General features: G+C 64.0%; 19 protein-coding genes. 12 read left to right on the forward strand and 7 right to left on the reverse strand.

Annotation, left to right across the window (positions count from 1 at the left end; all coding sequences use genetic code 11):
- Positions 1-58: 58 nt before the first annotated feature.
- Together JC616_RS02295 and JC616_RS02300 are read left to right on the forward strand one after the other, a co-directional pair.
- The gene (locus JC616_RS02295; protein ID WP_107797886.1) at positions 59-835 is read left to right on the forward strand and encodes an exodeoxyribonuclease III; all 777 of its coding nucleotides are present in this window, start codon (positions 59-61) and stop codon (positions 833-835) included.
- Complete coding sequence (locus JC616_RS02300) at positions 835-1,428, forward strand: RBBP9/YdeN family alpha/beta hydrolase (protein ID WP_227106537.1); 594 nt, start codon at positions 835-837, stop codon at positions 1,426-1,428. The genes JC616_RS02295 and JC616_RS02300 overlap by 1 nt, the downstream gene beginning before the upstream one ends.
- 2 nt (positions 1,429-1,430) lie before the next feature.
- On the opposite strand, the gene JC616_RS02305 is transcribed toward JC616_RS02300, so the two are convergent.
- Together JC616_RS02305 and JC616_RS24550 are read right to left on the reverse strand one after the other, a co-directional pair.
- Entirely contained in the window at positions 1,431-2,267 is an 837-nt protein-coding gene (locus tag JC616_RS02305) for a sulfurtransferase (RefSeq protein ID WP_227106539.1), read from the reverse strand.
- 39 nt (positions 2,268-2,306) lie between these two features.
- Positions 2,307-2,972 (reverse strand): HIT family protein, encoded by a 666-nt coding sequence (locus JC616_RS24550; protein ID WP_319792914.1) that lies wholly within the window; start codon positions 2,970-2,972, stop codon positions 2,307-2,309.
- Between the two features lie 178 nt (positions 2,973-3,150).
- Here JC616_RS24550 and JC616_RS02315 point away from each other — a divergent pair, with 178 nt between their 5' ends.
- The 3 genes from JC616_RS02315 (at position 3,151) to JC616_RS02330 (ending at position 7,019) form a co-directional block, all read left to right on the forward strand.
- Complete coding sequence (locus JC616_RS02315; RefSeq protein ID WP_227106541.1) at positions 3,151-4,449, forward strand: hemolysin family protein; 1,299 nt, start codon at positions 3,151-3,153, stop codon at positions 4,447-4,449.
- Positions 4,450-4,623: 174 nt separating this feature from the next.
- Positions 4,624-4,881: an acid-shock protein gene (locus tag JC616_RS02320; RefSeq protein ID WP_107797890.1), complete on the forward strand. Its 258-nt coding sequence runs from the start codon at positions 4,624-4,626 to the stop codon at positions 4,879-4,881.
- A 527-nt stretch (positions 4,882-5,408) separates the two neighbouring features.
- A complete protein-coding gene (locus JC616_RS02330; protein ID WP_319792915.1) occupies positions 5,409-7,019 on the forward strand; it encodes a glycosyl hydrolase family 18 protein in 1,611 nt (536 codons plus the stop codon).
- Between the two features lie 48 nt (positions 7,020-7,067).
- Here the strand turns inward: JC616_RS02330 and JC616_RS02335 are convergent, their stop codons facing one another.
- Both JC616_RS02335 and JC616_RS02340 read right to left on the reverse strand, forming a co-directional pair.
- Entirely contained in the window at positions 7,068-7,616 is a 549-nt protein-coding gene (locus JC616_RS02335; protein WP_227106543.1) for a cysteine hydrolase family protein, read from the reverse strand.
- A 16-nt stretch (positions 7,617-7,632) separates the two neighbouring features.
- Positions 7,633-11,484 (reverse strand): DUF3683 domain-containing protein, encoded by a 3,852-nt coding sequence (locus JC616_RS02340; protein WP_227106544.1) that lies wholly within the window; start codon positions 11,482-11,484, stop codon positions 7,633-7,635.
- 317 nt (positions 11,485-11,801) lie between these two features.
- On the opposite strand from JC616_RS02340, the gene JC616_RS02345 reads away from it, so the two are divergent.
- The 3 genes from JC616_RS02345 to JC616_RS02355 are packed head-to-tail and all read left to right on the forward strand — an operon-like array spanning position 11,802 to position 13,751.
- A complete protein-coding gene (locus JC616_RS02345) occupies positions 11,802-12,404 on the forward strand; it encodes a LemA family protein (RefSeq protein WP_227108514.1) in 603 nt (200 codons plus the stop codon).
- Between the two features lies 1 nt (position 12,405).
- A complete protein-coding gene (locus JC616_RS02350; protein WP_227106545.1) occupies positions 12,406-13,245 on the forward strand; it encodes a TPM domain-containing protein in 840 nt (279 codons plus the stop codon).
- Positions 13,245-13,751, forward strand: a complete 507-nt coding sequence (locus tag JC616_RS02355; RefSeq protein WP_227106546.1) for a TPM domain-containing protein — start codon at positions 13,245-13,247, stop codon at positions 13,749-13,751. The genes JC616_RS02350 and JC616_RS02355 overlap by 1 nt, the downstream gene beginning before the upstream one ends.
- A 1-nt stretch (position 13,752) precedes the next feature.
- On the opposite strand, the gene pdxA is transcribed toward JC616_RS02355, so the two are convergent.
- From pdxA to JC616_RS02370, 3 genes are read right to left on the reverse strand one after another with little or no spacing between them, the layout of a single operon-like run.
- Positions 13,753-14,733 (reverse strand): 4-hydroxythreonine-4-phosphate dehydrogenase PdxA, encoded by a 981-nt coding sequence (gene pdxA, locus JC616_RS02360; RefSeq protein WP_227106547.1) that lies wholly within the window; start codon positions 14,731-14,733, stop codon positions 13,753-13,755.
- A 1-nt stretch (position 14,734) separates the two neighbouring features.
- Complete coding sequence (locus tag JC616_RS02365; RefSeq protein WP_227106548.1) at positions 14,735-16,024, reverse strand: peptidylprolyl isomerase; 1,290 nt, start codon at positions 16,022-16,024, stop codon at positions 14,735-14,737.
- A 9-nt stretch (positions 16,025-16,033) separates the two neighbouring features.
- Positions 16,034-18,307, reverse strand: coding sequence for an LPS-assembly protein LptD (locus JC616_RS02370; RefSeq protein WP_107797899.1), 2,274 nt, complete (start codon positions 18,305-18,307; stop codon positions 16,034-16,036).
- A gap of 74 nt (positions 18,308-18,381) precedes the next feature.
- On the opposite strand from JC616_RS02370, the gene amgK reads away from it, so the two are divergent.
- From amgK to ruvA, 4 genes are read left to right on the forward strand one after another with little or no spacing between them, the layout of a single operon-like run.
- On the forward strand, positions 18,382-19,413 hold the full coding sequence (gene amgK, locus JC616_RS02375; RefSeq protein WP_227106549.1) for an N-acetylmuramate/N-acetylglucosamine kinase AmgK: 1,032 nt from the start codon (positions 18,382-18,384) through the stop codon (positions 19,411-19,413).
- 2 nt (positions 19,414-19,415) lie between these two features.
- A complete protein-coding gene (murU, locus tag JC616_RS02380) occupies positions 19,416-20,123 on the forward strand; it encodes an N-acetylmuramate alpha-1-phosphate uridylyltransferase MurU (RefSeq protein WP_227106551.1) in 708 nt (235 codons plus the stop codon).
- A 4-nt stretch (positions 20,124-20,127) separates the two neighbouring features.
- Positions 20,128-20,679 (forward strand): crossover junction endodeoxyribonuclease RuvC, encoded by a 552-nt coding sequence (gene ruvC / locus JC616_RS02385; RefSeq protein WP_227106553.1) that lies wholly within the window; start codon positions 20,128-20,130, stop codon positions 20,677-20,679.
- 38 nt (positions 20,680-20,717) lie between these two features.
- Positions 20,718-21,311: a Holliday junction branch migration protein RuvA gene (ruvA, locus tag JC616_RS02390; RefSeq protein ID WP_107797902.1), complete on the forward strand. Its 594-nt coding sequence runs from the start codon at positions 20,718-20,720 to the stop codon at positions 21,309-21,311.
- The last annotated feature ends 2 nt before the right edge of the window (positions 21,312-21,313 follow it).

Here is a 21,313-nt window from a genome sequence, read left to right on the forward strand (position 1 = left end):
CTGTTAACTGTTTGAACGGCTGAAAAAATTGCCGGCAAGCATATCACGGGAGAGTCCTTTGCTTCGAATCGTTTCCGCCAATCTGAACGGCATCCGCTCCGCCGATAAAAAAGGCTTTTTCGACTGGTTGGCCGGCATAGACGCCGACTTCGTCTGCGTGCAGGAACTGAAGGCCCAGGCCGGCGACCTGTCCGAGCGCATGCGCCAGCCGGATGGGATGACCGGCTATTTCCATTACGCGGAAAAAAAGGGCTACAGCGGCGTAGGCCTGTATACCCGTCATCAACCGGATGCGGTGGTGGAGGGGCTGGGCGTCGACTGGATCGACGCCGAAGGCCGCTTTTTGCAACTGGATTTCGGCAATCTCAGCGTGATTTCGCTGTATCTGCCGTCGGGCTCCAGCAGCGATGAACGCCAGCAAGTGAAATTCGATTTTCTCGACGTGTTCATGCCGCATCTGGAAACGCTGCGCGCGGCCGGCCGCGACATCGTGATCTGCGGCGACTGGAATATCGCCCACAACGAGATCGATCTGAAGAACTGGAAAGGCAATCTGAAGAACTCCGGTTTCCTGCCGGAAGAGCGCGCCTGGATGACGGACTTGCTGGGCCGCGTGGGCTGGTGCGACGCCTGGCGCCGCCTGTACCCGGACACGCCGGGCTACACCTGGTGGAGCAACCGCGGCCAGGCTTACGCCAAGGACGTGGGCTGGCGCATCGATTATCACATCGTGACCCCGTCGCTGATGGAGCTGGCGCGCAAGGCCTCGGTATACAAGGACGAGAAGTTTTCCGACCATGCGCCGCTGATCGTCGATTACGAACGGAGCCTGTGATGTTGGACGAGGACGACGTCACCTTGATCACGGTGCCGGGCTGGGGCAATTCCGGCGCTGAGCATTGGCAGACCAGTTGGGAGCGCTGCTACCCCTTGGCGCGCCGGGTGGAGCAGGACGATTGGCTGTACCCGGAGTGCGAGGCCTGGGTGGAAGGCATCCGGCGCACGTTGGAGCAGGTGCCGGGCCGCTGGATGCTGGCGGCGCACAGCCTGGGCTGCCATGCGGCGGCGGCCTGGCTGCGGACCTTGTCCTTGCGCGAACAGAAGCGGCTGCAAGGGCTGCTGCTGGTGGCGCCGCCGGCCTTGCCCATCAGCGAGGCGCGGGCGCGCGCCAGCGGCGAACTGCCGGAGGACGCGCCCTTGCCCGCTTTCGCCGGCTTCAACGCGCCGACGCTGCGCTTGCCGGCGCCGGCCTTGCTGGTGGCCAGCCGCGACGACTTGTTCTGCGACATGGCCGAGGCCGAGGCGATGGCGCAAGCCTGGGGCTGTCCCTTGGTGGACGCCGGCGCGCATGGACACTTGGGCAGCGCCGCGCGCCTTGGGCATTGGCGCTTCGGCCAGGATTTGCTGCAGGAACTGATGCTGGCCTGAGCCTAGCGCGCCACCGGCCTTGCCGGGTCGCTGCACCATTCGCTCCAGGAGCCGGGGTAGAGCCGGCTGCCTTCGAAGCCGGCGTGGCGCAGCGCCAGCAGATTGTGGCAGGCGGTGACGCCGGAGCCGCATTGATGAACGATGGACGCCGGATCGAGGTCGCCGAGCGCCGCCTGCCATTCGGCGCGCAGCTGTTCCGCCGGCTTGAAGCGGTTGTCGGCGTCGACGTTGAGCATGAAGAAGCGGTTGGCCGCGCCGGGAATATGGCCGCCCACCGGATCCAGCGTTTCGCCTTCACCGCGGAAGCGCTCGGCGGAACGGGCGTCCACCACGGTGAAGGCCGGCTGCTCGATATTGCTCAGCACGGCGGCGGCGTCGACGGTGTCTTCCAGCGCGGGCTTGATCGAGAAACGGCAGGGACGGCGTTCCGCCGTTTGCTGGTCGAGGGCGCGGCCGGTCCGGGTCCAGGCCTGGACGCCGCCGTCCAGCACAGCGACCGCGGAGTGTCCCAGCCAGCGCAACAGCCACCAGGCGCGGGCCGCGTATTGTCCGGCGGCGTCGTCGTAGGCGACCACCTGGGTGTCCGGAGTGATGCCGATCGCGCCAAGGTCCACCGCCAAGCGGCTGCCGTCGGGCAGCGGATGGCGGCCGTTGGCGCCGGTCTTGCTGCCGGAAAGATGGTAATCCAGGTTCAGGTAATGCGCGTTCGGCAGGTGGCCGGCCTCATAGGCGGTCAAGCCATAATCCGCTTGTTCCAGCCGGAAGCGGCAATCCAGAATCACAAGGCGTTCTGTCGGCAGAGCCGCCAGCTGTTCCGCGGAGATCAAGGTTTGGTGCATGGCATTCCTCTTTCTTGATGGATGGCCGAGGACGGGCGCTTAGCGCAGCCGTCCGGCCTGATAAGGACGCGGGCAGGGCAGCAGCCGGTAGCTGCCGGGCTCCAGGCGCAGGCTGTCCACTTGTTCCGTGCCGTCCGGGCCGCAGCGGCGCAAGGCCAGCCAGTGCCGGCCGTCGGCGTCCACGCTGTCGACCGGCCAGCTCAGGCCGGATTCGGCGAAGAAGCGGTAGCAGGCCAGATCGGCGCCTTCCAGCCCGTCCGGAACCTGGTCCACCTGGATTTGATAGTCCAGCCAGCAATGAGTCTGGGCGGCGGCGAGCTGTCGGCGCAACTGCTCCGCCAGTTGCGGCCAGGCGCGCGGAGCGCTTTGGCGGCGGGCCGCGGCCCAGATCGGGGCGGGAAAATGAGCGTCGTCGGCGAAGCGGGGAATCACGTGCCAGTGCAGGTGGGGCACCATATTGCCGAGGCTGGCCAGGTTGATCTTGTCGGCTTGCATGCAGTGCAGCAGCGCGGCTTCCACGTCATGGACCCAGTCCAGCAGGTGCAGGCGGTCGCAGGCGGACAGGTCCGTCATTTCCTTGACGTGGGCCTTCCAGATCACGCGGCAGAAACCGGGGTAGCCTTCCTCGTCCACCAGCAGGACTTTGAGATGATCGTCTTCGTGCAATACTTGCCCGGCCGGGGCCTGGCACAATTCACAATCCATGATGGCGGCCTTTTGAAATGCGGAAACCTTATTGTAACGGTTGCCGCGGGCTTCGGCTAAAGCCCGGTTCGCTGCTATCATTACAGAAATTATGATTTGAACTATTTATCATGCCTTCTGCCGTATGCCGTCGCCTGTGCGGTGTTCAGGCGCAGCGGCGGGCACAATGGAGAGCTTGATGACGGATATGATGATTATTCTGGCGCTGATTCTGGCCAGCGCCTTTTTCTCGGTGTCGGAAATATCGCTGGCGGCTTCCCGCAAGATCCGCTTGCGTCAGATGATGGACGAGGGCAACGTCAATGCCGGCAAGGTGCTGGCTTTGCAGGAGCATCCGGGACATTTCTTCACCGTGGTGCAGATAGGCGTCAATGCGGTGGCCATCCTGGGCGGCATTGTCGGCGAGGCGGCGTTCACGCCCTTCTTCGCCCGCGTATTGGGGTTTTTCCTGTCCCCGGATCTGGCTCAGAGCCTGGGTTTTCTCTCGTCCTTCCTGCTGGTGACCAGCCTGTTCATCCTGTTCGCCGACTTGACGCCCAAACGTCTGGGCATGGTGGCCGCGGAGACGGTGGCGGTGCGCATTGTGCGGCCCATGCTGTTCATGGTGTTGCTGTTCAAGCCGCTGGTGTGGCTGTTCAACGAATTGTCCGGCCTGCTGCTGCGGCTGGTGGGCATGCCGACCAGCCCGCGCGACGAGATCACCAGCGACGATATCTCGGCGATGATGGACGCCGGCGCGGAAGCCGGCGTGCTGCACCGGCAGGAACATCAGGTGATTGAGAACGTGTTCGAGCTGGAAAGCCGGCTGGTGCCGTCGTCGATGACGCCGCGGGAGAGCATCATCTATTTCACGCTGGACGAAGCGGAGGACAGCATCAAGTCCAAGGTGGCCGAGCAGCCGCATTCCAAGTTTCTGGTCTGCGACAACGGCATCGACAATGTGGTCGGCTACGTCGATTCCAAGGATTTGCTGCGCCGGGTGCTGGCCGGCCGGGCGATCTCCTTGAAGGAGCCCGGCTTGTTGAAGACGGTGCTGCTGATTCCGGACTCCTTGACCTTGTCGGAGTCGCTGGATCAATTCAAGGGCACGCGCGAGGACTTCGCGGTGATCTTGAACGAATACGCTTTTGTCGTCGGCCTGATCACGCTCAATGACGTGATGTCCACGGTGATGGGCGATCTGGTGGGCCAGGGACAGGAGGAGCAAATCGTCAAACGCGACGAGAATTCCTGGCTGGTGGACGGCATCACCCCGGTGGAAGATGTGCTGCGGGTGTTGGAGATCGACGAATTGCCGGACGATCAGAACTACGAAACCGTGGCCGGCTTCATGATGTATATGCTGCGCAAGATTCCACGCCGCACCGATTGCGTGCAATACGCGGGCTACAAGTTCGAAGTGGTGGACATCGATAATCACAAGATCGATCAGATCCTGGTGACGCGGGTGGCGGCCAAGGAGCCGGCGCCGGTCTGAGAAGGTTTGACTCCGCTCGCGTGGAGAGGCGCGGCGCTGAGGCCTTGTACGATCGGTTACATGATTTAACACAGGCCTCACAGACTGCGGCGAGGCGGCTTGCATATGATGAATTCAAGGACGCACCAGGACGGTGCCCTGACAACCGATAAGTCGCAGACTTGGAGAAACATCATGAAAAAGATCACCGCACTGATCCTGGCTTCCGTAATCGGCCTGACTTCCGCCGCCGCCTTCGCCGCCGACGCCTCCGGCCCGGCCGCCAAAGCCGCCGCTCCGGCGCACGCCAAGAAGCATCACGCCAAGAAACACCATCACAAGAAGCACGCCAAGAAAGCGGCTTCCGCTCCGGCCGCGCAGAAAGCCCAGGCCGCCAAGAAGCACGTTAAGAAGCATCACCACAAAAAAGCACAGGTGAAAAAAGCGGCTTGATTCTGCGGCTACAGGCAGGGTATCGGGAGGAGGCCAAGGCCTCCTCTTTGCGTTTCTGGCCGGTTGCGGCATGCGTTTGGCCTGCGATTGAAAACGTAATGGTTTTGTAGTGGCATGGTTTTGTGAAGCCCATGCTTTTGCTGTGAAGTTTTGTCTCAAATTGCCAACAGGCATTTCTCCTGTGCTTAAGTGGCTTTCTCACTGAAAAAATAGACATCGCCAAGTGCGCTGTTTATCTCCTTTTCTTGGCTATTTGCGCGATAAATTCGCCTAAATTCGCGTAAGCCTGAACTTTCCCGCATTTTTGAGCCACAGCTGCGCCCTTGTCGGCGTAAGACAATCCTTTTGACCTGTTTTAACTGTTATTAAGGACAGGTTGGTGAAATTTGGGTTGGCAGCAGTGGAGTGATTGCTCGAATCTGATACCACTGTAATACCACATGTCCGAACTAAAACGCCGGCTTGCGGTGTTGCAGCGGGGACAGCATGACGCTGCCGTGATCACTGACAGAATTGAGGAGGTCCGAATGTCGAAACTTTCGTTGACGTTGTCGGCGCTGTTTGGGGGGGCTGGCTTGTTGTTGAGCAGCGCGGCGGTGTTCGCTGCGCCGGCCTGCAGTGCGTGGAGCAATGCGCAGACCTATAACGGCGGCGATTACGCCTTGTACGCCAACAAGACCTGGCGCGCCAAGTGGTGGACGCAGAACAATCAGCCGGGCGCGGATCAATGGGGGCCGTGGGAAGAGCGGCCTGCCGGCGAATGCACGCCGGGCGGCGGCGATCCCGGCCCCGGACCGGGCACCGGCGTGCCGCCGGAACCGACGCCGACCGTGGGCCGTCATGTCGGCTCTTATTTTGCGCAATGGAGCATTTACGGCCGCAATTACAAGCTGCGCAATCTGGTGGACGCCGGCGGCGACAAGAAGCTGACCTTCCTGAACTACGCCTTCGGCAACGTCTACGCCGACGGCAAGTGCGGCATGGTGACCCGTGCAGAGAACGGCAACGGCGACGGCGGCGACGCTTGGGCCGATTACCAGAAATCCTTCGGCGCCAATGAGTCGGTGGACGGCAAGGCCGATGCCTGGAGCGATCCGCTGCGCGGCAACTTCAATCAGCTGCGCAAGCTGAAGCTGGCCAATCCTTCGCTGAAAGTGCTGATTTCGCTGGGCGGCTGGACCTGGTCGAAGAATTTCGGCAAATTCGCCGCCACCGACGCCGGCCGCAAGACCATGGTCGCGTCCTGCATCGATCTGTACCTGAAAGGCAATCTGCCGGTGGGCGAGAACGCCGGCGGCGCCGGCGCGGCCAAGGGCGTGTTCGACGGCATCGACATCGATTGGGAATACCCGGGCGGCGGCGGTCTGCCGACCAATAGCGTGGATCCCAACGATAAGCAGAACTTCACCTTGCTGATGGCGGAATTCCGCAGCCAGCTGGACGCGCTGACTGCGCAGAACAAGCGCCGCTACTACCTGACCGCGGCGATTGGCTCCGGCGTCGACAAGATCCGCCAGACCGAGCCGGCCAAGTACGCGGCCTATATGGACTGGATCAATGTGATGACTTACGACTTCAATGGCGGCTGGGACGCCAAGGGGCCGACCAACTTCCAGTCCAATCTGTTCCGCGATCCGGCGGCTCCGGTGACCGGCGACCGCGTCTACTACAACGTCGACGACTCGATCCAGACTCTGGTCAAGGGCGGCGTGCCCAAGGCCAAGCTGAACGTGGGCATCCCGTTCTATGGCCGCGGCTGGGCCGGCGTGGCAGCCGGACCCAAGGCCGATGGTCTGTACCAGGTGGCCACCGGCGCAGGCAAAGGCACTTACGAAGCCGGCATCGAGGACTACAAGGTGCTGAAGAGCCGTTCCGCCAAGCAGTTCGTGCATCCGGTCAGCAAGCAGCTGTGGACTTACGACGGCAACGAGTTCTGGAGCTACGACGACCCCGCCACCATCCGCACCAAGCTGGATTACGTGCGTCAACAGCAGCTGGGCGGGGTGTTCAGCTGGTCCTTGGACGGCGATGACGCTCAGGGCACTTTGCTGAAGACCACCAGCGAAGTCCGTCAGGACGCCGCCGCGGCCAAGAAGAAGGCGGCCGCCAAGGCCTCGGCCGCGTCGCCGTTGAAGTAAAACGGAAGCCGCAAAGAAAAACCGCCGGGCGTGCCCGGCGGTTTTTGTTTAGGCCGCGCCGCTTTCCAGTTCGGCGATGTTGCGCACGCGTAGGGGCTTGGGCGTTTCGTCCAGATTGGACCAGACCCAGTTGAAGTGATCGATCACCTGTTCCGCGTTCAGCCGCGGCCGCGGTTTGCAGGTGTGGGCGTCTGCGATCAGGGTGACGGCGTATTCCTGCGACATCGCCGAGCGCAGCGTGCTGTCCACGCAGAACTCGGGGGCGGAACCGGCCAGCCACAGCTCGTCGACATCGCCGCCGCGCAGCAGCTCGGTCAGCGCGGTGCGCTGGAAGCTGTCGCTGAAGCGTTTGTGCACCACGGCGTCGCCGTCCAGCCGCGCCAGCGCCGGATGCAGCTGCCAGGCCTCGCTGTCGCGCGCCAGATCGCTGCCGGGGCCGCTGTCGTGCTGGATGAAAATCACCGGCATGTCTTGGCGGCGCGCCAGCGCGATGGCGCGGTTGAGATTGGCCAGCACGGCATCGGCGCGGCCGGCGCGGGGCTGGCCTTCGATCTGGCCGTATTGCACGTCGATGACGATCAACGCTTTGTTGCCCATGGATTGTTCTCCAACCTTATAGAAGCACGCGCTCAATGCCGCCATCGCGCGCCTGATCCACATACTGTTTCAACCAGTTCGGCCCCAGCACATGCTTGGCGATTTCCACCACGATGTAGTCGGCCTCGGTGCCGGTGTCCGGGCCGTAGCGCGACAAGCCTTGCAGGCAGGACGGGCAGGAGGTCAGGATCTTTACCGGCTGGGCAGGCTTGGCGCCGCCGGTCAGCGCCTGCAGGTTCTTGTTGATTTCCTCTTCCTTGCGCGAGCGCACCTGGGTGGCGATGTCCGGCCGGCTGGCGGCGAAGGTGCCGGATTCGCCGCAGCAGCGGTCCGACAGCGCCACGCCGCCGCCCAAGAGCTCGTTGACCACCTTCATCGGCTGATAGGCCTTCATCGGCGTGTGGCAGGGGTCGTGATACAGGTATTGCTGGCCGCCGACGCCGTCCAGCTTGACGCCCTTCTCCATTAGGTATTCATGGATGTCGATGATGCGGCAGCCGGGGAAGATGTCTTCGAAGCGGTATTGCGACAATTGGTCGTAGCAGGTGCCGCAGCTGACCACCACGGTCTTGATGTCCAGGTAGTTCAGCGTGGTGGCCACGCGGTGGAACAGCACCCGGTTCTCGGTGGTGATGGCGTCGCCCTTGTCCTGATAGCCGGCGCTGGTCTGCGGATAGCCGCAGCACAGATAGCCGGGCGGCAGCACGGTCTGCGCGCCGACATGCCACAGCATGGCCTGGGTGGCGAGGCCGACCTGGCTGAACAGGCGCTCCGAGCCGCAGCCGGGGAAGTAGAACACCGCTTCCGCGTCTTCCGACAGCTTGGGGTTGCGGATGATGGGCACGATGCTGGCGTCTTCCACGTCCAGCAGCGCGCGCGCGGTTTTCTTGGGCAGGCCGCCGGGCATGGGCTTGTTGATGAAGTGGATCACCTGCTCCTTGACCGGGGCCTTGCCGACGGTGGCCGGCGGCTGCCGGGTCTGGGAGCCTATCAGTCCCAGGCGCTTGCCCACCGCGTTGCCCAGCCGCTGCGCCTTGTAGGCGACGCCGACCAGGCCGGTGCGCAGCGCTTTGATGGTGGCCGGGTCCTTGGCGGTGAGAAAGGCCATGCCGACGGCGGTGCCGGGATTGAAGCTCTTGTTGCCGGTCTTGCGCAGGAAGTTGCGCATCGCCACCGAAACATCGCCGAAGTCGATCTTGACCGGGCAGGGTTTGACGCAGCGGTGGCAAACCGTGCAATGGTCGGCGACGTCGGACAATTCCTCGAAATGTTTGAGGCTGACGCCGCGGCGGGTCTGCTCTTCGTAGAGGAAGGCCTCGGTCAGCAGGCCGACGCCGAGGATTTTGTTGCGCGGCGAGTACAGCAGATTGGCGCGCGGCACATGGGTGGAGCACACCGGCTTGCACTTGCCGCAGCGCAGGCAGTCTTTGATCGAGTCGCTGATGGCGCCGATGTCGGATTGTTCCAGGATCAGCGACTCCGCGCCCAACAAGGAGAAGGACGGGGTGTAGGCCATGGCCAGGTCGGCGCCGGGCAGCAGCTTGCCGCGGTTGAAGTGGCCGTTGGGGTCCACTTGCTGCTTGTAGGCGCGGAAGGGGGCGATTTCTTCTTCGCTGAGGAATTCCAGCTTGGTGATGCCGATGCCGTGCTCGCCGGAGATCACGCCGCCCAGCGCGCGCGCCAGCGCCATGATGCGCTCCACCGCCTTGTGCGCGGTCTGCAGCATCTCGTAATCGTCGGAGTTGACCGGCAGGTTGGTGTGAACGTTGCCGTCGCCGGCGTGCATGTGCAGCGCGACGAAGACGCGGCTGCGCAGCACTTTTTGCTGGATGGCGCGGATGGCGGCCAGGATGGGGCCGTCGGTGTTGCCGGAGAACAGCTGCTCCAGCTCGGCCTGCATTTCGCGCTTCCAGCTGACGCGCACGATCAGGTCGCGCAGCGCGTGGAACACGGTATCCGGAGCGGCGGCGGCGTCTTCCAGCGGCGCGTGCGGCCAGCGTTCGCGGTATTCGTGAAAGGGTCGGTCAAGGTGTTCCAACAGCCATTGCCAGCGGTCGCGGGTGATGGCGAGCTGGGACAGCGCCGAGGCGCGGCGGTCGCCGATCAGTTCTTCCGACGGCAGATTGGTGTCCAGCTTGTCCACCGGCAGCCGGCCGTGGAAATATTCGGTCAGGGTGTCGAGCAAGCGCAGCTTGTTTTGGATCGACAGTTCGATATTGATGCGTTCGATGCCGTCGCTGTAATCGCCCAGCCGCGGCAGCGGGATCACCACGTCTTCGTTGATCTTGAAGGCGTTGGTGTGTTTGGCGATGGCGGCGGTGCGGCTGCGGTCCAGCCAGAAGCGCTTGCGCGTTTCCGGGGTGATGGCGATGAAGCCTTCGCCGTGACGTGCGTTGGCCAGCCGCACCACCTGGCTGGCGGCTTCCGCCGCCGCGTCCTCGTGGTCCGACACCAGATCGGCGATCAGCACCATCTTGGGCCGACCCTTGCTCTTGGCCTTGGTCACATAGGACACCGCGCGCACATAGCGCCAGTCCAGGTGTTCTAGGCCGGCCAGCTGCACGCCGGCGGCGAGGCCGGCGCCGCCGGGTTTGAACAGGTCGGTGATTTCGACGATGGCCGGCGTGGCCTCGGCCACGGTGCCGAAGAATTCCAGACAGACGGTGCGGATGTGCTTGGGCATGCGGTGCAACACGAAGCGGGCGCTGGTGATGATGCCGTCGCAGCCTTCCTTCTGCACGCCGGGCAGGCCGGCCAGGAATTTGTCGGTGACGTCCTTGCCCAGGCCCACTTTGCGGAAGGCGCTGCCGGGGATGTCCAGCTGACGGCTGGACACCACGGTCTGGCCATCGTCCTTGAGTTGGCTGACGCGGAAGCGGGCGACGTCGACGTCGTGGATCTTGCCGTAGTTGTGGCCCAGGCGTTCGATGAACTGCCATTGGCCGTCGGCGTCCACCATTTTCCAGCTGGCGAGGTTGTCCAGCGTGGTGCCCCACAGCACCGCCTTCTTGCCGCCGGCGTTCATCGCGATATTGCCGCCGATACAGGAGGCCTCGGCCGAGGTGGGGTCCACCGCGAACACCAGGCCGGCCGCCGCCGCGGCCTCGGCGACGCGGGCGGTGACCACGCCGGCGCCGCATTGTATGGTGGCGCGGGGGCCGTCCAGGCCGGGCAGTTCCACCTGTTCGACGCCGAGATGGCGGTCCAGCTTCTCGGTGTTGATCACCGCGCTCATGCGATCCAGCGGCACCGCGCCGCCGGTGTAGCCGGTGCCGCCGCCGCGCGGAATGATGGTCAGGCCCAGCTCGATACAGGCGCGCACCAGCGGCGCGATTTCGGCTTCGCTGTCCGGGCTGAGCACCACGAAGGGGTATTCGACGCGCCAGTCGGTGGCGTCGGTGACGTGGGCGACGCGGGACAGGCCGTCGAACTGGATATTGTCGCGGCGGGTGAGCCGGGACAGCTTCTTCAGGATCTTGGCGCGCAGTTCGCGGGTATCCTCGAATTGCTCGGCGAAGCGCTCGACGGCGGCGCGGGCCGCCGTCAGCATCTTGCCCACCTTGTCGTTGCCTTCGCGGCGTTTTTCCACTTCGGCCAGCCGGTGGCGCATCGCGTCCACCAAGGCGGCCAGCCGCTTGGGATTGTCCAGCAGGTCGTCGACCAGATAGGGGTTGCGGTCCACCACCCAGATATCGCCCAAGACCTCGAACAGCATGCGGGCGGAGCGGCCGGTCTTGCGTTCGGCGCGCAGTTCTTCCAGCAGCTTCCACATCGGCGCGCCCAGCAGGCGGATGAAGATTTCGCGGTCGGAATACGAGGTGTAGTTGTACGGGATCTCCCGCACACGGGCTTGGGTGGTGGTGGTCATTGTCCGTGCAGCTGTCATTATTGGAAAAACGTCCACCAGTGTAGCCCAATTGTTGCGTTGCGAAAAACCCGTATTCACTAGGGATTTCCCTCTTTACTTCAAGATATTGGCGTGAATTGTATATTGTTGGGCAAGGAGGGCCGGGGGCGGAGCGCGCCGGTCTTGCCGGTCTGGTCGCGCAGGGGAGGGAATGGTGCGCGCTATTCCATAGGCGGGGCGAAAACTGCTGGTTTTATGCTTTTTATGGGTAAACTGAAGCTCGAACGCGTTGCGCTGATCGGGATGGCGCAGCCACGACGGGAATGGAGAACAGGATGATGTGGAAGAAGTGGGCGATGGCTTTGTTATTGGCGGCGTCGCTGAGCGGCTGCGGTTACAACGCGATGCAGACTCAGGACGAGGCGGCCAACGCGGCCTGGTCCGAGGTGATCAATCAATACCAGCGGCGCGCGGATCTGATTCCCAATCTGGTCAAGACGGTGCAAGGCTACGCCAAGCATGAAAAAGAGGTGCTGACCCAAGTCACCGCCGCGCGGGCGCGGGTGGGCAGCATCCAGATGGATGCATCGATGGCGACGGACGAGAAAAAGCTCAATGATTTCGCCGCGGCGCAGAATCAGCTGGGCTCGGCCTTGTCCCGCTTGCTGGTGGTGTCGGAAAACTATCCGCAGCTGAAGGCGGATCAATCCTTCCGTGATCTGCAGGCGCAGCTGGAGGGCACCGAGAATCGCATCACCTTGGCGCGCAAGCGTTATATCGATTCGGTGCAGGCGTACAACAGCACGGTGCGGACCTTTCCCAATAATCTGACCGCGATGATGTTCAGCCTGAAGACCCGGCCGAATTTCACCGTGGAGAACGAGAAGGCCATTTCCACCGCGCCGCAGGTCAGCTTCGGCGAGCCGGAGGCGAGCAAATAAGATGAGGGCGCTATGGCGTTGCTTGGGCATCGCGTTGCTGCTGTGCGCGCAGTTGGCGCGGGCGGAACTGGCGGTGCCGCCGCCCAGTTCGCCGGTGGTGGATCTGGCCGGTTTTTTATCGGCGGACGAGCGCGGACAATTGGAACGGCAATTGCTGAGCTTTCATCAGCGCAAAGGCAGTCAGCTGGCGGTCTTGATCGTGCCGTCGGTGGAGCCGGAAACGCCTTTTGACTACGGCACCCGGGTGATGGACGCCTGGAAGCTGGGGCGCAAGGGGGTGGACGACGGCGTGCTGCTGCTGATCGTGGCGGATCAGCACAAGACCCAGTTGTTGGTGGGCCGCGGCCTGGAGGGCGCGATTCCCGACATCTACGCCAAGCGCATTCTGCAGGACACGCTGAGGCCTCTGTTCAAGCAGGGGTTGCGCTTTCAGGGCATTCAAGCGGCGGCGTCGCAGCTGGAAGGCCTGATCGACGGCGAAAAGCTGCCCCCGCTGACGCGGACTCAGCAGCAGGGCTGGGAAGACAGTTGGCCGGCGCTGGCGTTCGCGGTCTTGTTCGGCGCCGGCGTCGTCAGCCGCCTGTTCGGACGCTTGATCGGCAGCCTCATCATGGGCGGCCTGGGCGTCGCCGCGGCCTTGCTGCTGGGCGCAGGCATCGTGTTCGCCTTGCTGGCCGGGGCGGTGGCGGCGCTCCTGTGCCTGGTGATCGGCGCCCACGGCTTGTCGTTCGGCGGCGGAGGCGGCGGGAGTTGGCGCGGCGGAAGCAGCGGCGGCCGCGGAGGCGGCTGGTCCGGCGGCGGCGGGGGATTTGGCGGCGGCGGCGCTTCGGGAGATTGGTGATGTGGAAATCATGGCATAGAGCGCTGCGTCATCTGGCCAGCACCGGCTACTTGGCGCGACGGCGTTTTCCCGCCGCGGAACTGGCGCGTTTGCAGCAAGGCATCGCGGCTTCGGAACGCGAACATGCCGGCCAACTGCGCTTTGTGGTGGAGTCGGCGCTGGATTGGCGCGACGCCTGGCGCGGCATGAGCGCTCGAGAACGGGCGCTGGAGTGGTTCGGCCTGCTGAGGGTATGGGACACCGAGGAGAACACCGGCGTGCTGGTGTATGTGTTGCTGGCGGAGCGCCGCATTGAAATCGTCGCCGATCGCGGCATAGACCGGCGGGTGCCGTCGCGGGCCTGGGAGGAGATTTGCGCCGAAGTCGGACGCGCGATGGCGGAAGGCAAGCGAGTGGCCGGCCTGGAGGCCGGCTTGTGGCGGATACACGCTTTGTTGATCGAGCATGCGCCGCTCCGAGGCGGGCCCAGCGTCAACGAGTTGCCGGACGAGGTGATCGTCCGCTGAGTCAGTTCGCGGCGGAGGCGGCCAGTTGCGCCGCCAGCTGCACGGCCTCGAACAGACTGCCCGGGTGGGCCTGACCGCTGCCGGCCAGATCCAGCGCGGTGCCGTGGTCGACCGAGGTGCGGACGATGGGCAGGCCCAGGGTGATATTGATGCCGGCGCCGAAGCTGGCGTGTTTGAGCACCGGCAAGCCTTGATCGTGATACATCGCCAGCACCGCGTCGCAGCGCCGCAGCTTGTCGGGGTTGAACAGGGTGTCGGCCGGCAAGGGGCCGATCAGGTCCATGCCCTCGCCGCGCAGCCGCGCCAGCAGCGGTTCGATGACCTCGATTTCCTCGCGCCCCAGATGGCCGCCTTCGCCCGCGTGCGGATTCAGGCCCGCCACCAGCACGCGCGGCGCGGCGATGCCGAACTTGGCGCGCAGATCCCCGTGCAGGATGCGGATGACCTGCTCCAGGCTGTCCGCGGTGATGGCGTCGGCGACGTCCCGCAGCGGCAGATGGGTGGTGGCCAGCGCCACGCGCATGCCGCCGCCGGCCAACATCATCACCACCTTGGGCGTGTGCGTGCGCTCGGCCAGGTATTCGGTGTGGCCGGAGAAGGCGACGCCGCCGTCGTTGATGACGCCCTTGTGCACCGGCGCGGTTACCATGGCGGCGAATTCGCCGCTAAGGCAGCCGTCGATGGCGCGGTCCAGCGTCGCCAGCACATAGCCGGCGTTGGCCGGGTCCAGCCGGCCGGGAACGGCCGGAACCGCCAGCGGCACATGGCAAACTTCCAGCCCTTGCGCCGGCGCGGGCGTGTCCGGCGCGTAATCGTACAGCGAAAGCGAGAGGCCCAGCTGCCGCGCGCGCGCGGCCAGCAAGGTCTTGTCGCCGATCAGCACGCAGCGTGCGCCGACGCCGGCCTCCGTCAGCCGCAGCGCCAGATCCGGCCCCACGCCGGCCGGTTCTCCGGTGGTGACGGCCAATATGGGGAGGCTCATCTTACTTCTCGTCCAGCCGTTCTTCGACGAAGGCGGAGTCGCGCAGCTGGCGCACCCAGTCGGCGTACGCCTGTTCGATCTTGCGGGAGCGGATCTGTTGTTTGACCGCCAGCCGCTCGCGGTCGCCGGACACGTCTTGATTGCGCTTGCCTTCCACCAGGATCAAATGCCAGCCGAAGGGCGTGCGCACCGCCGGCGACAATTGGCCGATAGGCAGTTGCGTCATCGCGCTCTCAAAATCCGGCACCAGATCGCCCAGATTGACCCAGCCCAGATCGCCGCCCTTGGCGTTGCTGCCGTCTTCGGAGTAGAGCTTGGCCATGTCGGCGAACTTGGCGCCGCGCTGGATGCGGTCGCGCACCTGTTCGATGCGGGTTTTGGCGTCGTTGGCCGACACCGCCTCGTTGGTGCGGATCAGGATGTGGCGCACATGGTATTGCTCCACCATCAGCGGCGCGCCGCTGTCGCGTTTGTCCTGCAATTGGAAGATGAAGAAGCCTTGCTGGGTGCGGATCACATTGGTGTGCTGGCCGGTTTTCAGCTGTTCCAGCATCTGCACGAACTCAACCGGCAGCGACACCGCGCTGCGCCAGCCCATGTCGCCGCCTTTCAGCGCATTGGGGGCGTCGGAGTAGCTGGCCGATACCTTGGCGAAGGCTTGGCCGGCCTCCAGATCCGTCAGCGCTTTCTCGGCCTTCTTCGACAGCGCGTCGATCTGCTTGGCGTCGGCGCGTTCCGGCACGTTGATCAGGATGCTGGCCAGGTGGTATTCGGCGCGGTTGCCGCTCTGCGCGCTTTTCAGCACCTGATCGACTTCGGTCTCGTTGACGTTGACCTTGGCGGCGACTTCGCTGTCACGCAGGCGCGCGATGGTCAGTTCCTTGCGCACTTCGGCGCGCAGTTTGTCGAAGGCCAGGCCTTCCTTGGCCAGCTGGGCTTTCAGGCCGGCCACGTCCATCTTGTTCTGCTTGGCCAGATTGGCCACCGCCTGATCCACCGCGGCGTCGTCGATGCGCAGGCCGCCGCTGGCGGCGTACTGCAGCTGAACCTCCTCGGTGATCATCTGTTCCAGCATCTGTTTTTCCAGCACGGCGCGCGCCGGCGGCGTCACTTTCTGCGCTTGCAGCTGTTTGATGGCTTCGTCGACGCGGGATTGCAGATCCAGCCAGGTGATCACGTTCTTGTTGACCACCGCGACGATGCGGTCCACTTCTTTGACCGGGGCGGCGGGAGCGGCGACGGCGCCTTGCAGGGCGCCGGCCAGCAGCAGGGCGAGCAGAGTCTGTTTCATGATCATCGCTTATAAATCGTTAGTCTTGCTATAGCCGGGAATCGCCAGCTTCAGCGTGTTGAGCGGATTGTTGCCGAAGCCGCCAAGGCCCTTGAATTCCAGCTGGAAATAAATGGCGTTCTTGGTGGTGGTCAGGTCGCTGACATAGCGCTGACCGACCAGGCGCGCCGACCAGCAACCGTCGTTGTACTCGAATCCGGCCAGTTGTTCCAGCGGCTTGCGGTCGGCCAGCGAATAGTTGTAGCGGCCCAGCGCATACCATTTCTTGGCGATAGGCCATTGGGCGCCGATGTCGACCTGACGCAAGGGGCCGTACTTTGATGAGTTGTCCTGCTGTTCGTAGCGGCCGTAGCGATAGCGCGCGCTGAGCACCTTGCCGGGCGCCGGGTTGTAGCGCAGCTGGGCATTGTAGCGTTCGGTGGTTTTCAGCGCCTCGTTCCACTCATAGGAGCTGTCCAAGCGCCAGCCCTGGGCCAGATCGCCGCTGGCGCCCAGCAGCAGATTGGAGCCGCTGACGGTGCGCTGTTGCGGCACGCCGGTCAGGGAGATGTCGTCCTGATTGAAATAATAGCGTTTGCCCACGGTCAGACGGATTCGTTCCAGGCCGTTTTGCTGGCTGATCAGGCGGCTGGTCAACGCCGTGGTCAGCTGATTGGCGCCGTTGATGCGGTCGGAGCCGGAGAAGCGGTTTTCGGTGAACAACTGCGCAAAATTGAAATCGTTTTCCGAGGTGTCGAAGTTGGGCAGATTGTTCTGGCTGCGAGTCGGGATATTGACGTAGAACAGACGCGGCTCCAGCGTCAGCAGATGGTCCTGGCCCAGAAACTCGGTATCGCGGTCGAAATAGAGGCCGGCGTCGGTGCTGAAAATGGGCAGGCTGCGCGACACCGAACGGCTTTGCTGGCCGGGCAGCGCGTCCAGATTATATTCGGTCAGGTGCAGGCCAAGCTTGGGACGCAGAAAGCCCCAGCTTTTGTCCAGGCTCCACGTCAGGCTGGGATAGGCGACCAGGCGGTCGCCGGTTTGCAGAGTCGGATGGGAGAAGCGGGTCAGCTCGCTTTGCAGATTGGCGCTGAAGCCCTGCGGCAATTGCTGGCTGGCGCTGAACGTCAGCTGCGGTAGCCGCGCATAGGGAATGTCCCCTGGTGAGGGGTTTGCCAGCAGGGTCTGGTAGCGCTGAGCGCGCAAGGTGGCGTTGGCCGAGCCGCCCTGCCAGCCGAAGCCGTAGCTGAGCCAGGCCTCGCGCACCAGGTTGACGTTGGTGGCGATGCTGAGACGGTCGCCGAAATCCTTGAAATAGTTGGGGTCGGAGACGTAGTTGGCGTTGTAGCCGAAAGTCAGGCCCGGCGCCAGCGTCTGGCCATGGGTCGCATACCAGGCGTAGCGATTCTTGTCGGTGACCTTGTCCTTGGGCAATTGTTCGGTGTAGATCGAGCCGGCGTAATTGGGCTGCAGATAGCGGAATTCCGCACCTAGCATGGTGCCGTGCTTGTCGTTGAAATGCGGGGTGATGGTCGCGTCGTAGTTGGGCGCGATATTCCAGTAATAGGGCAGCGCGACTTCAGTGCCGTTGCTGCCGGTCTTGAAGGTGGGCGGCAGGAAACCGCTCTTGCGGTTGCCGTTGAGCGGGAAGTCCATCCACGGTGTGTACAGGATGGGCACGCCGTAGAAATTCAGCCGCGCGTTGCGGGCGGTGCCGACGCCGTTGTTGTAGTCGAGGTCCAGCAGCGAGGAGTTCAGATACCAGGAGTCGTCGCCGGGTTCGCAGCTATTGATGCGGCTGTTGTAGACCCGGTACTCGTTCTGGCCGCGGAAATCCACTTGCTGGCCGTCGCCGCGCATCGGCACCGTGCTCATCGGACGGGTGGCGGCCGGCGCGCCCTTGGCTGCGGGCGCCGGTTTGCCCATGGCGAACACCGGGTTCATGCCGGTGCCGCTGTAGTTGGCGACGTTGTAATCCAGCGTGGTGCCGGTGACCACGTCGACGCCGCGCGTCATCTTGAAGCGGTCGCCGGCCTTGACCCGGTCCTTGTTCTGGTAATAGTCCAGCCAGTCGGACTCCAGTTTCTGGTCGTCGCGGGTGACCACCACATTGCCGCGGGCTTTCAGCTCCACATTCATCTCGCCGTCCATATCGTCGGCGGTGACGTGGGTCTGGCCTTCGGCCTTGGGCGGGGTGGGCAGGGCGATAGGGGCGTCTTCATCGGCCAGCGCCAGCGCCGGCTGTAGTGAGAACGCGGCCGCCAGCGCCAGGGCCAGCGGATTGGGTTTGATTCTGGGCATGCACAAAGCCATATCTAAGGGGCGGCGGGGCAGTATAAAATCAGCCAATTCTATCAGCACCAAGACGAAGCGACATGCATAGACAGGAACTCATCAAAAAATGGCTGGCAGATTTGTACCCGGGACAGGACATCGGGCTTGAATTCGCCGCCGCGGATGCCGACTTCCGGCGCTACTTCCGTGCGACCTGGCCGGACGGCGCGAGTTGCATCGTGATGGACGCGCCGCCGGAAAAAATGAGCACCGACGCCTATGTGCAAGTGCGCGACGTTTTCGCCATGGTCAATGTTCCCAAGCTGCTGGCGCGGGATAGAGAGCAGGGTCTGCTGCTGCTGGAGGACCTGGGCCGGGTCACCTATCTGGCCGCCTTGGAGCATGATGGGCGCGAACAGGTGCGGCGCCATCTATTGCTGGAGGCGCTGGACACCCTGGTGGAGATCCAGTCCGCCAGTCAGCCGGGAGTGTTGCCGGAATACGACGAAGCGCTGCTGACGCGCGAGTTGAACCTGTTTCCGGAGTGGTTCTGCGCCAAGGAATTGGGCCGGCCGCTGGATTTCGCGCAACGCCAGCTGTGGGACGCCGGGGTCAAGGCCTTGCTGCCGGTGTTGCTGGCCCAGTCCAAGGTGTTCGTGCACAGGGATTTCATCGTGCGCAACCTGATGCTGACGCCGGGCAAGCCCGGGGTGTTGGATTTCCAGGATGCGGTGTACGGCCCGGTCAGCTACGACATCGTCAGCCTGCTGCGCGACGCTTTCATCGAGTGGGACGAGCCCTTCGTGCTCGATATCGCGATCCGCTACTGGGAAAAGGCGCGCGCCGCCGGCCTGCCGGTGCCGGCCGAATTCGACGTCTTCTATCGTGATTTCGAATGGATGGGCGTGCAGCGCCACCTGAAAGTGGCTGGCATCTTCGCGCGTCTGTTCCATCGCGACGGCAAGGACAAGTACCGCGCCGAGATTCCGCGTTTCATCAAGTATCTGAAACGGACCACCCGCCGTTACCAGGAACTGGCGCCGCTCTATCAGCTGTTGCTGCAGTTGGTGGGCAAGGACCAGACCGATGACGAGCTGCAATCGACCTACCCGGCCTTGAGCTACAAGGGATGAGCATGCCGATAGCCATGATTCTGGCGGCCGGCCGCGGCGAGCGGATGCGGCCGCTGACCGACCATGCGCCCAAGCCCTTGCTGGAGGTGGGCGGCAAGCCCCTGATCGTCTGGCAGATCGAGCGCCTGGTGGCGGCCGGTTTCGCCGACATCGTGATCAATCACGCCTGGCTTGGCGCGCAGATAGAACAGGTGCTGGGAGACGGCGGCCGCTTTGGCGCGCGCATCGCCTATTCCGCCGAGGGCGAGCCCCTGGAAACCGCAGGCGGCATCGCCAAGGCCTTGCCCAGCTTGCGGGCGGGACGGGAGCGCGCTTTTCTGTGCGTGGCGGCGGACATTTATACCGATTACGACTACGCAAGCCTGCTGCCGCGGCTGGACGCGCTGGAGGGGCTTGAGGAACCGGGCATGCACCTGGTGATGACGGACAATCCGGTTTTCCACGCGGGCGGGGATTTCGCCTTGGAGCCGGACGGCGGCCTGCGCGCCGACGGCGAGCGCAAGCTGACCTTCTCCAGCATCGGCCTTTACGATACCCGCATGTTCGCCGGCCTTTCCGCAGGCCGCTTCGCGCCGATGCGTCCGTTTTACGACGCCGCGATCGCGGCCGGACGGGCCAGCGGCGAGTATTTCAACGGCGTCTGGCACAATGTGGGCACGCCGCAGCAATTGCGGCAGTTGGATGCGCAATTGCGCGCCGTCCCGGGCTGAGGCGATGTCGGCTCAGCTTCTTCCCGGCGCGCGCCGCATCCTCGGCATCGACCCCGGCAGCCGCATCACCGGCTTCGGGGTGATCGATCTGGTCGGCCAGCAACGCCATTACGTGGCCTCCGGCTGCATCCGCACGCCGCCGGGCGCGCCTTTGAGCGATCGCATCCGCGTGATCGTCGACGGCCTGTTCGGCGTGATCGACACCTACCAACCACAGGCGGCGGCGATCGAGCAAGTGTTCGTCAACGTCAATCCGGCGGCCACGCTGATGCTGGGTCAGGCGCGCGGCGCCTGCATCAGCGCGCTGGTGTTGCGGGACCTGCCGGTGGCGGAATACACCGCGCTGCAGGTCAAGCAGTCCGTCGCCGGTCACGGCAAGGCCGCCAAGGAGCAGGTGCAGCACATGGTGGTGCGGATGCTTAATTTGTCCGGCACGCCCCAGGCCGACGCCGCCGACGCGCTGGCGGTGGCCTTGGCGCACGCCAATCTCAGTGCCGGCGCCTTGGGCCAGCTGGCGCAGAGCGGCCTGAAAATTCGCGGCGGCCGGCTGGTCTAGCCGACGCGCCTGTAATCGCTTGAAGAAAGAACCGGAACATGATTGGACGCCTGAGCGGCAATCTCATCGAAAAACTGCCCCCGCAAGTGGTGCTGGACGTCAACGGGGTCGGCTATGAAGTCGATGTGCCGATGACCACTTTTTATCAATTACCGGCCTTGGGTCAGAAAACCACGCTGTTCACCCATCTGGTGGTGCGGGAAGACGCCCATCTGCTGTTCGGCTTCGCCAGCAAGGAGGATAGACAGACCTTCCGGCAACTGGTCAAGGTGACCGGCATCGGCGCCAAGATCGCCCTGGCCATTCTGTCCGGCATGACCACCGATGAACTGGCGGTGGCGGTGGCCAGCGAAGACATCAAGCGCTTGTCCGCGGTGCCGGGCATAGGCAAGAAGACCGCCGAGCGTCTGGTGCTGGAGCTGCGCGGCAAATTGGCCACCGGCAGCACGCTGACCGCGCCGGGGGGCCTGGCTTTCGCCGCCACGCCGGATGAGAAGGGCGACATCGTCAACGCCTTGCTGGCCTTGGGTTACAACGAGAAGGAGGCCGCGGCCGCCACCAAGGGCCTGCCGGCCGAGGTGACGGTGAGCGAGGGCGTGCGTCTCGCCTTGAAGAGCCTGATGAAGTTCTGAAA

The organism is Chromobacterium rhizoryzae (genome assembly GCF_020544465.1).
Taxonomy (GTDB): domain Bacteria; phylum Pseudomonadota; class Gammaproteobacteria; order Burkholderiales; family Chromobacteriaceae; genus Chromobacterium.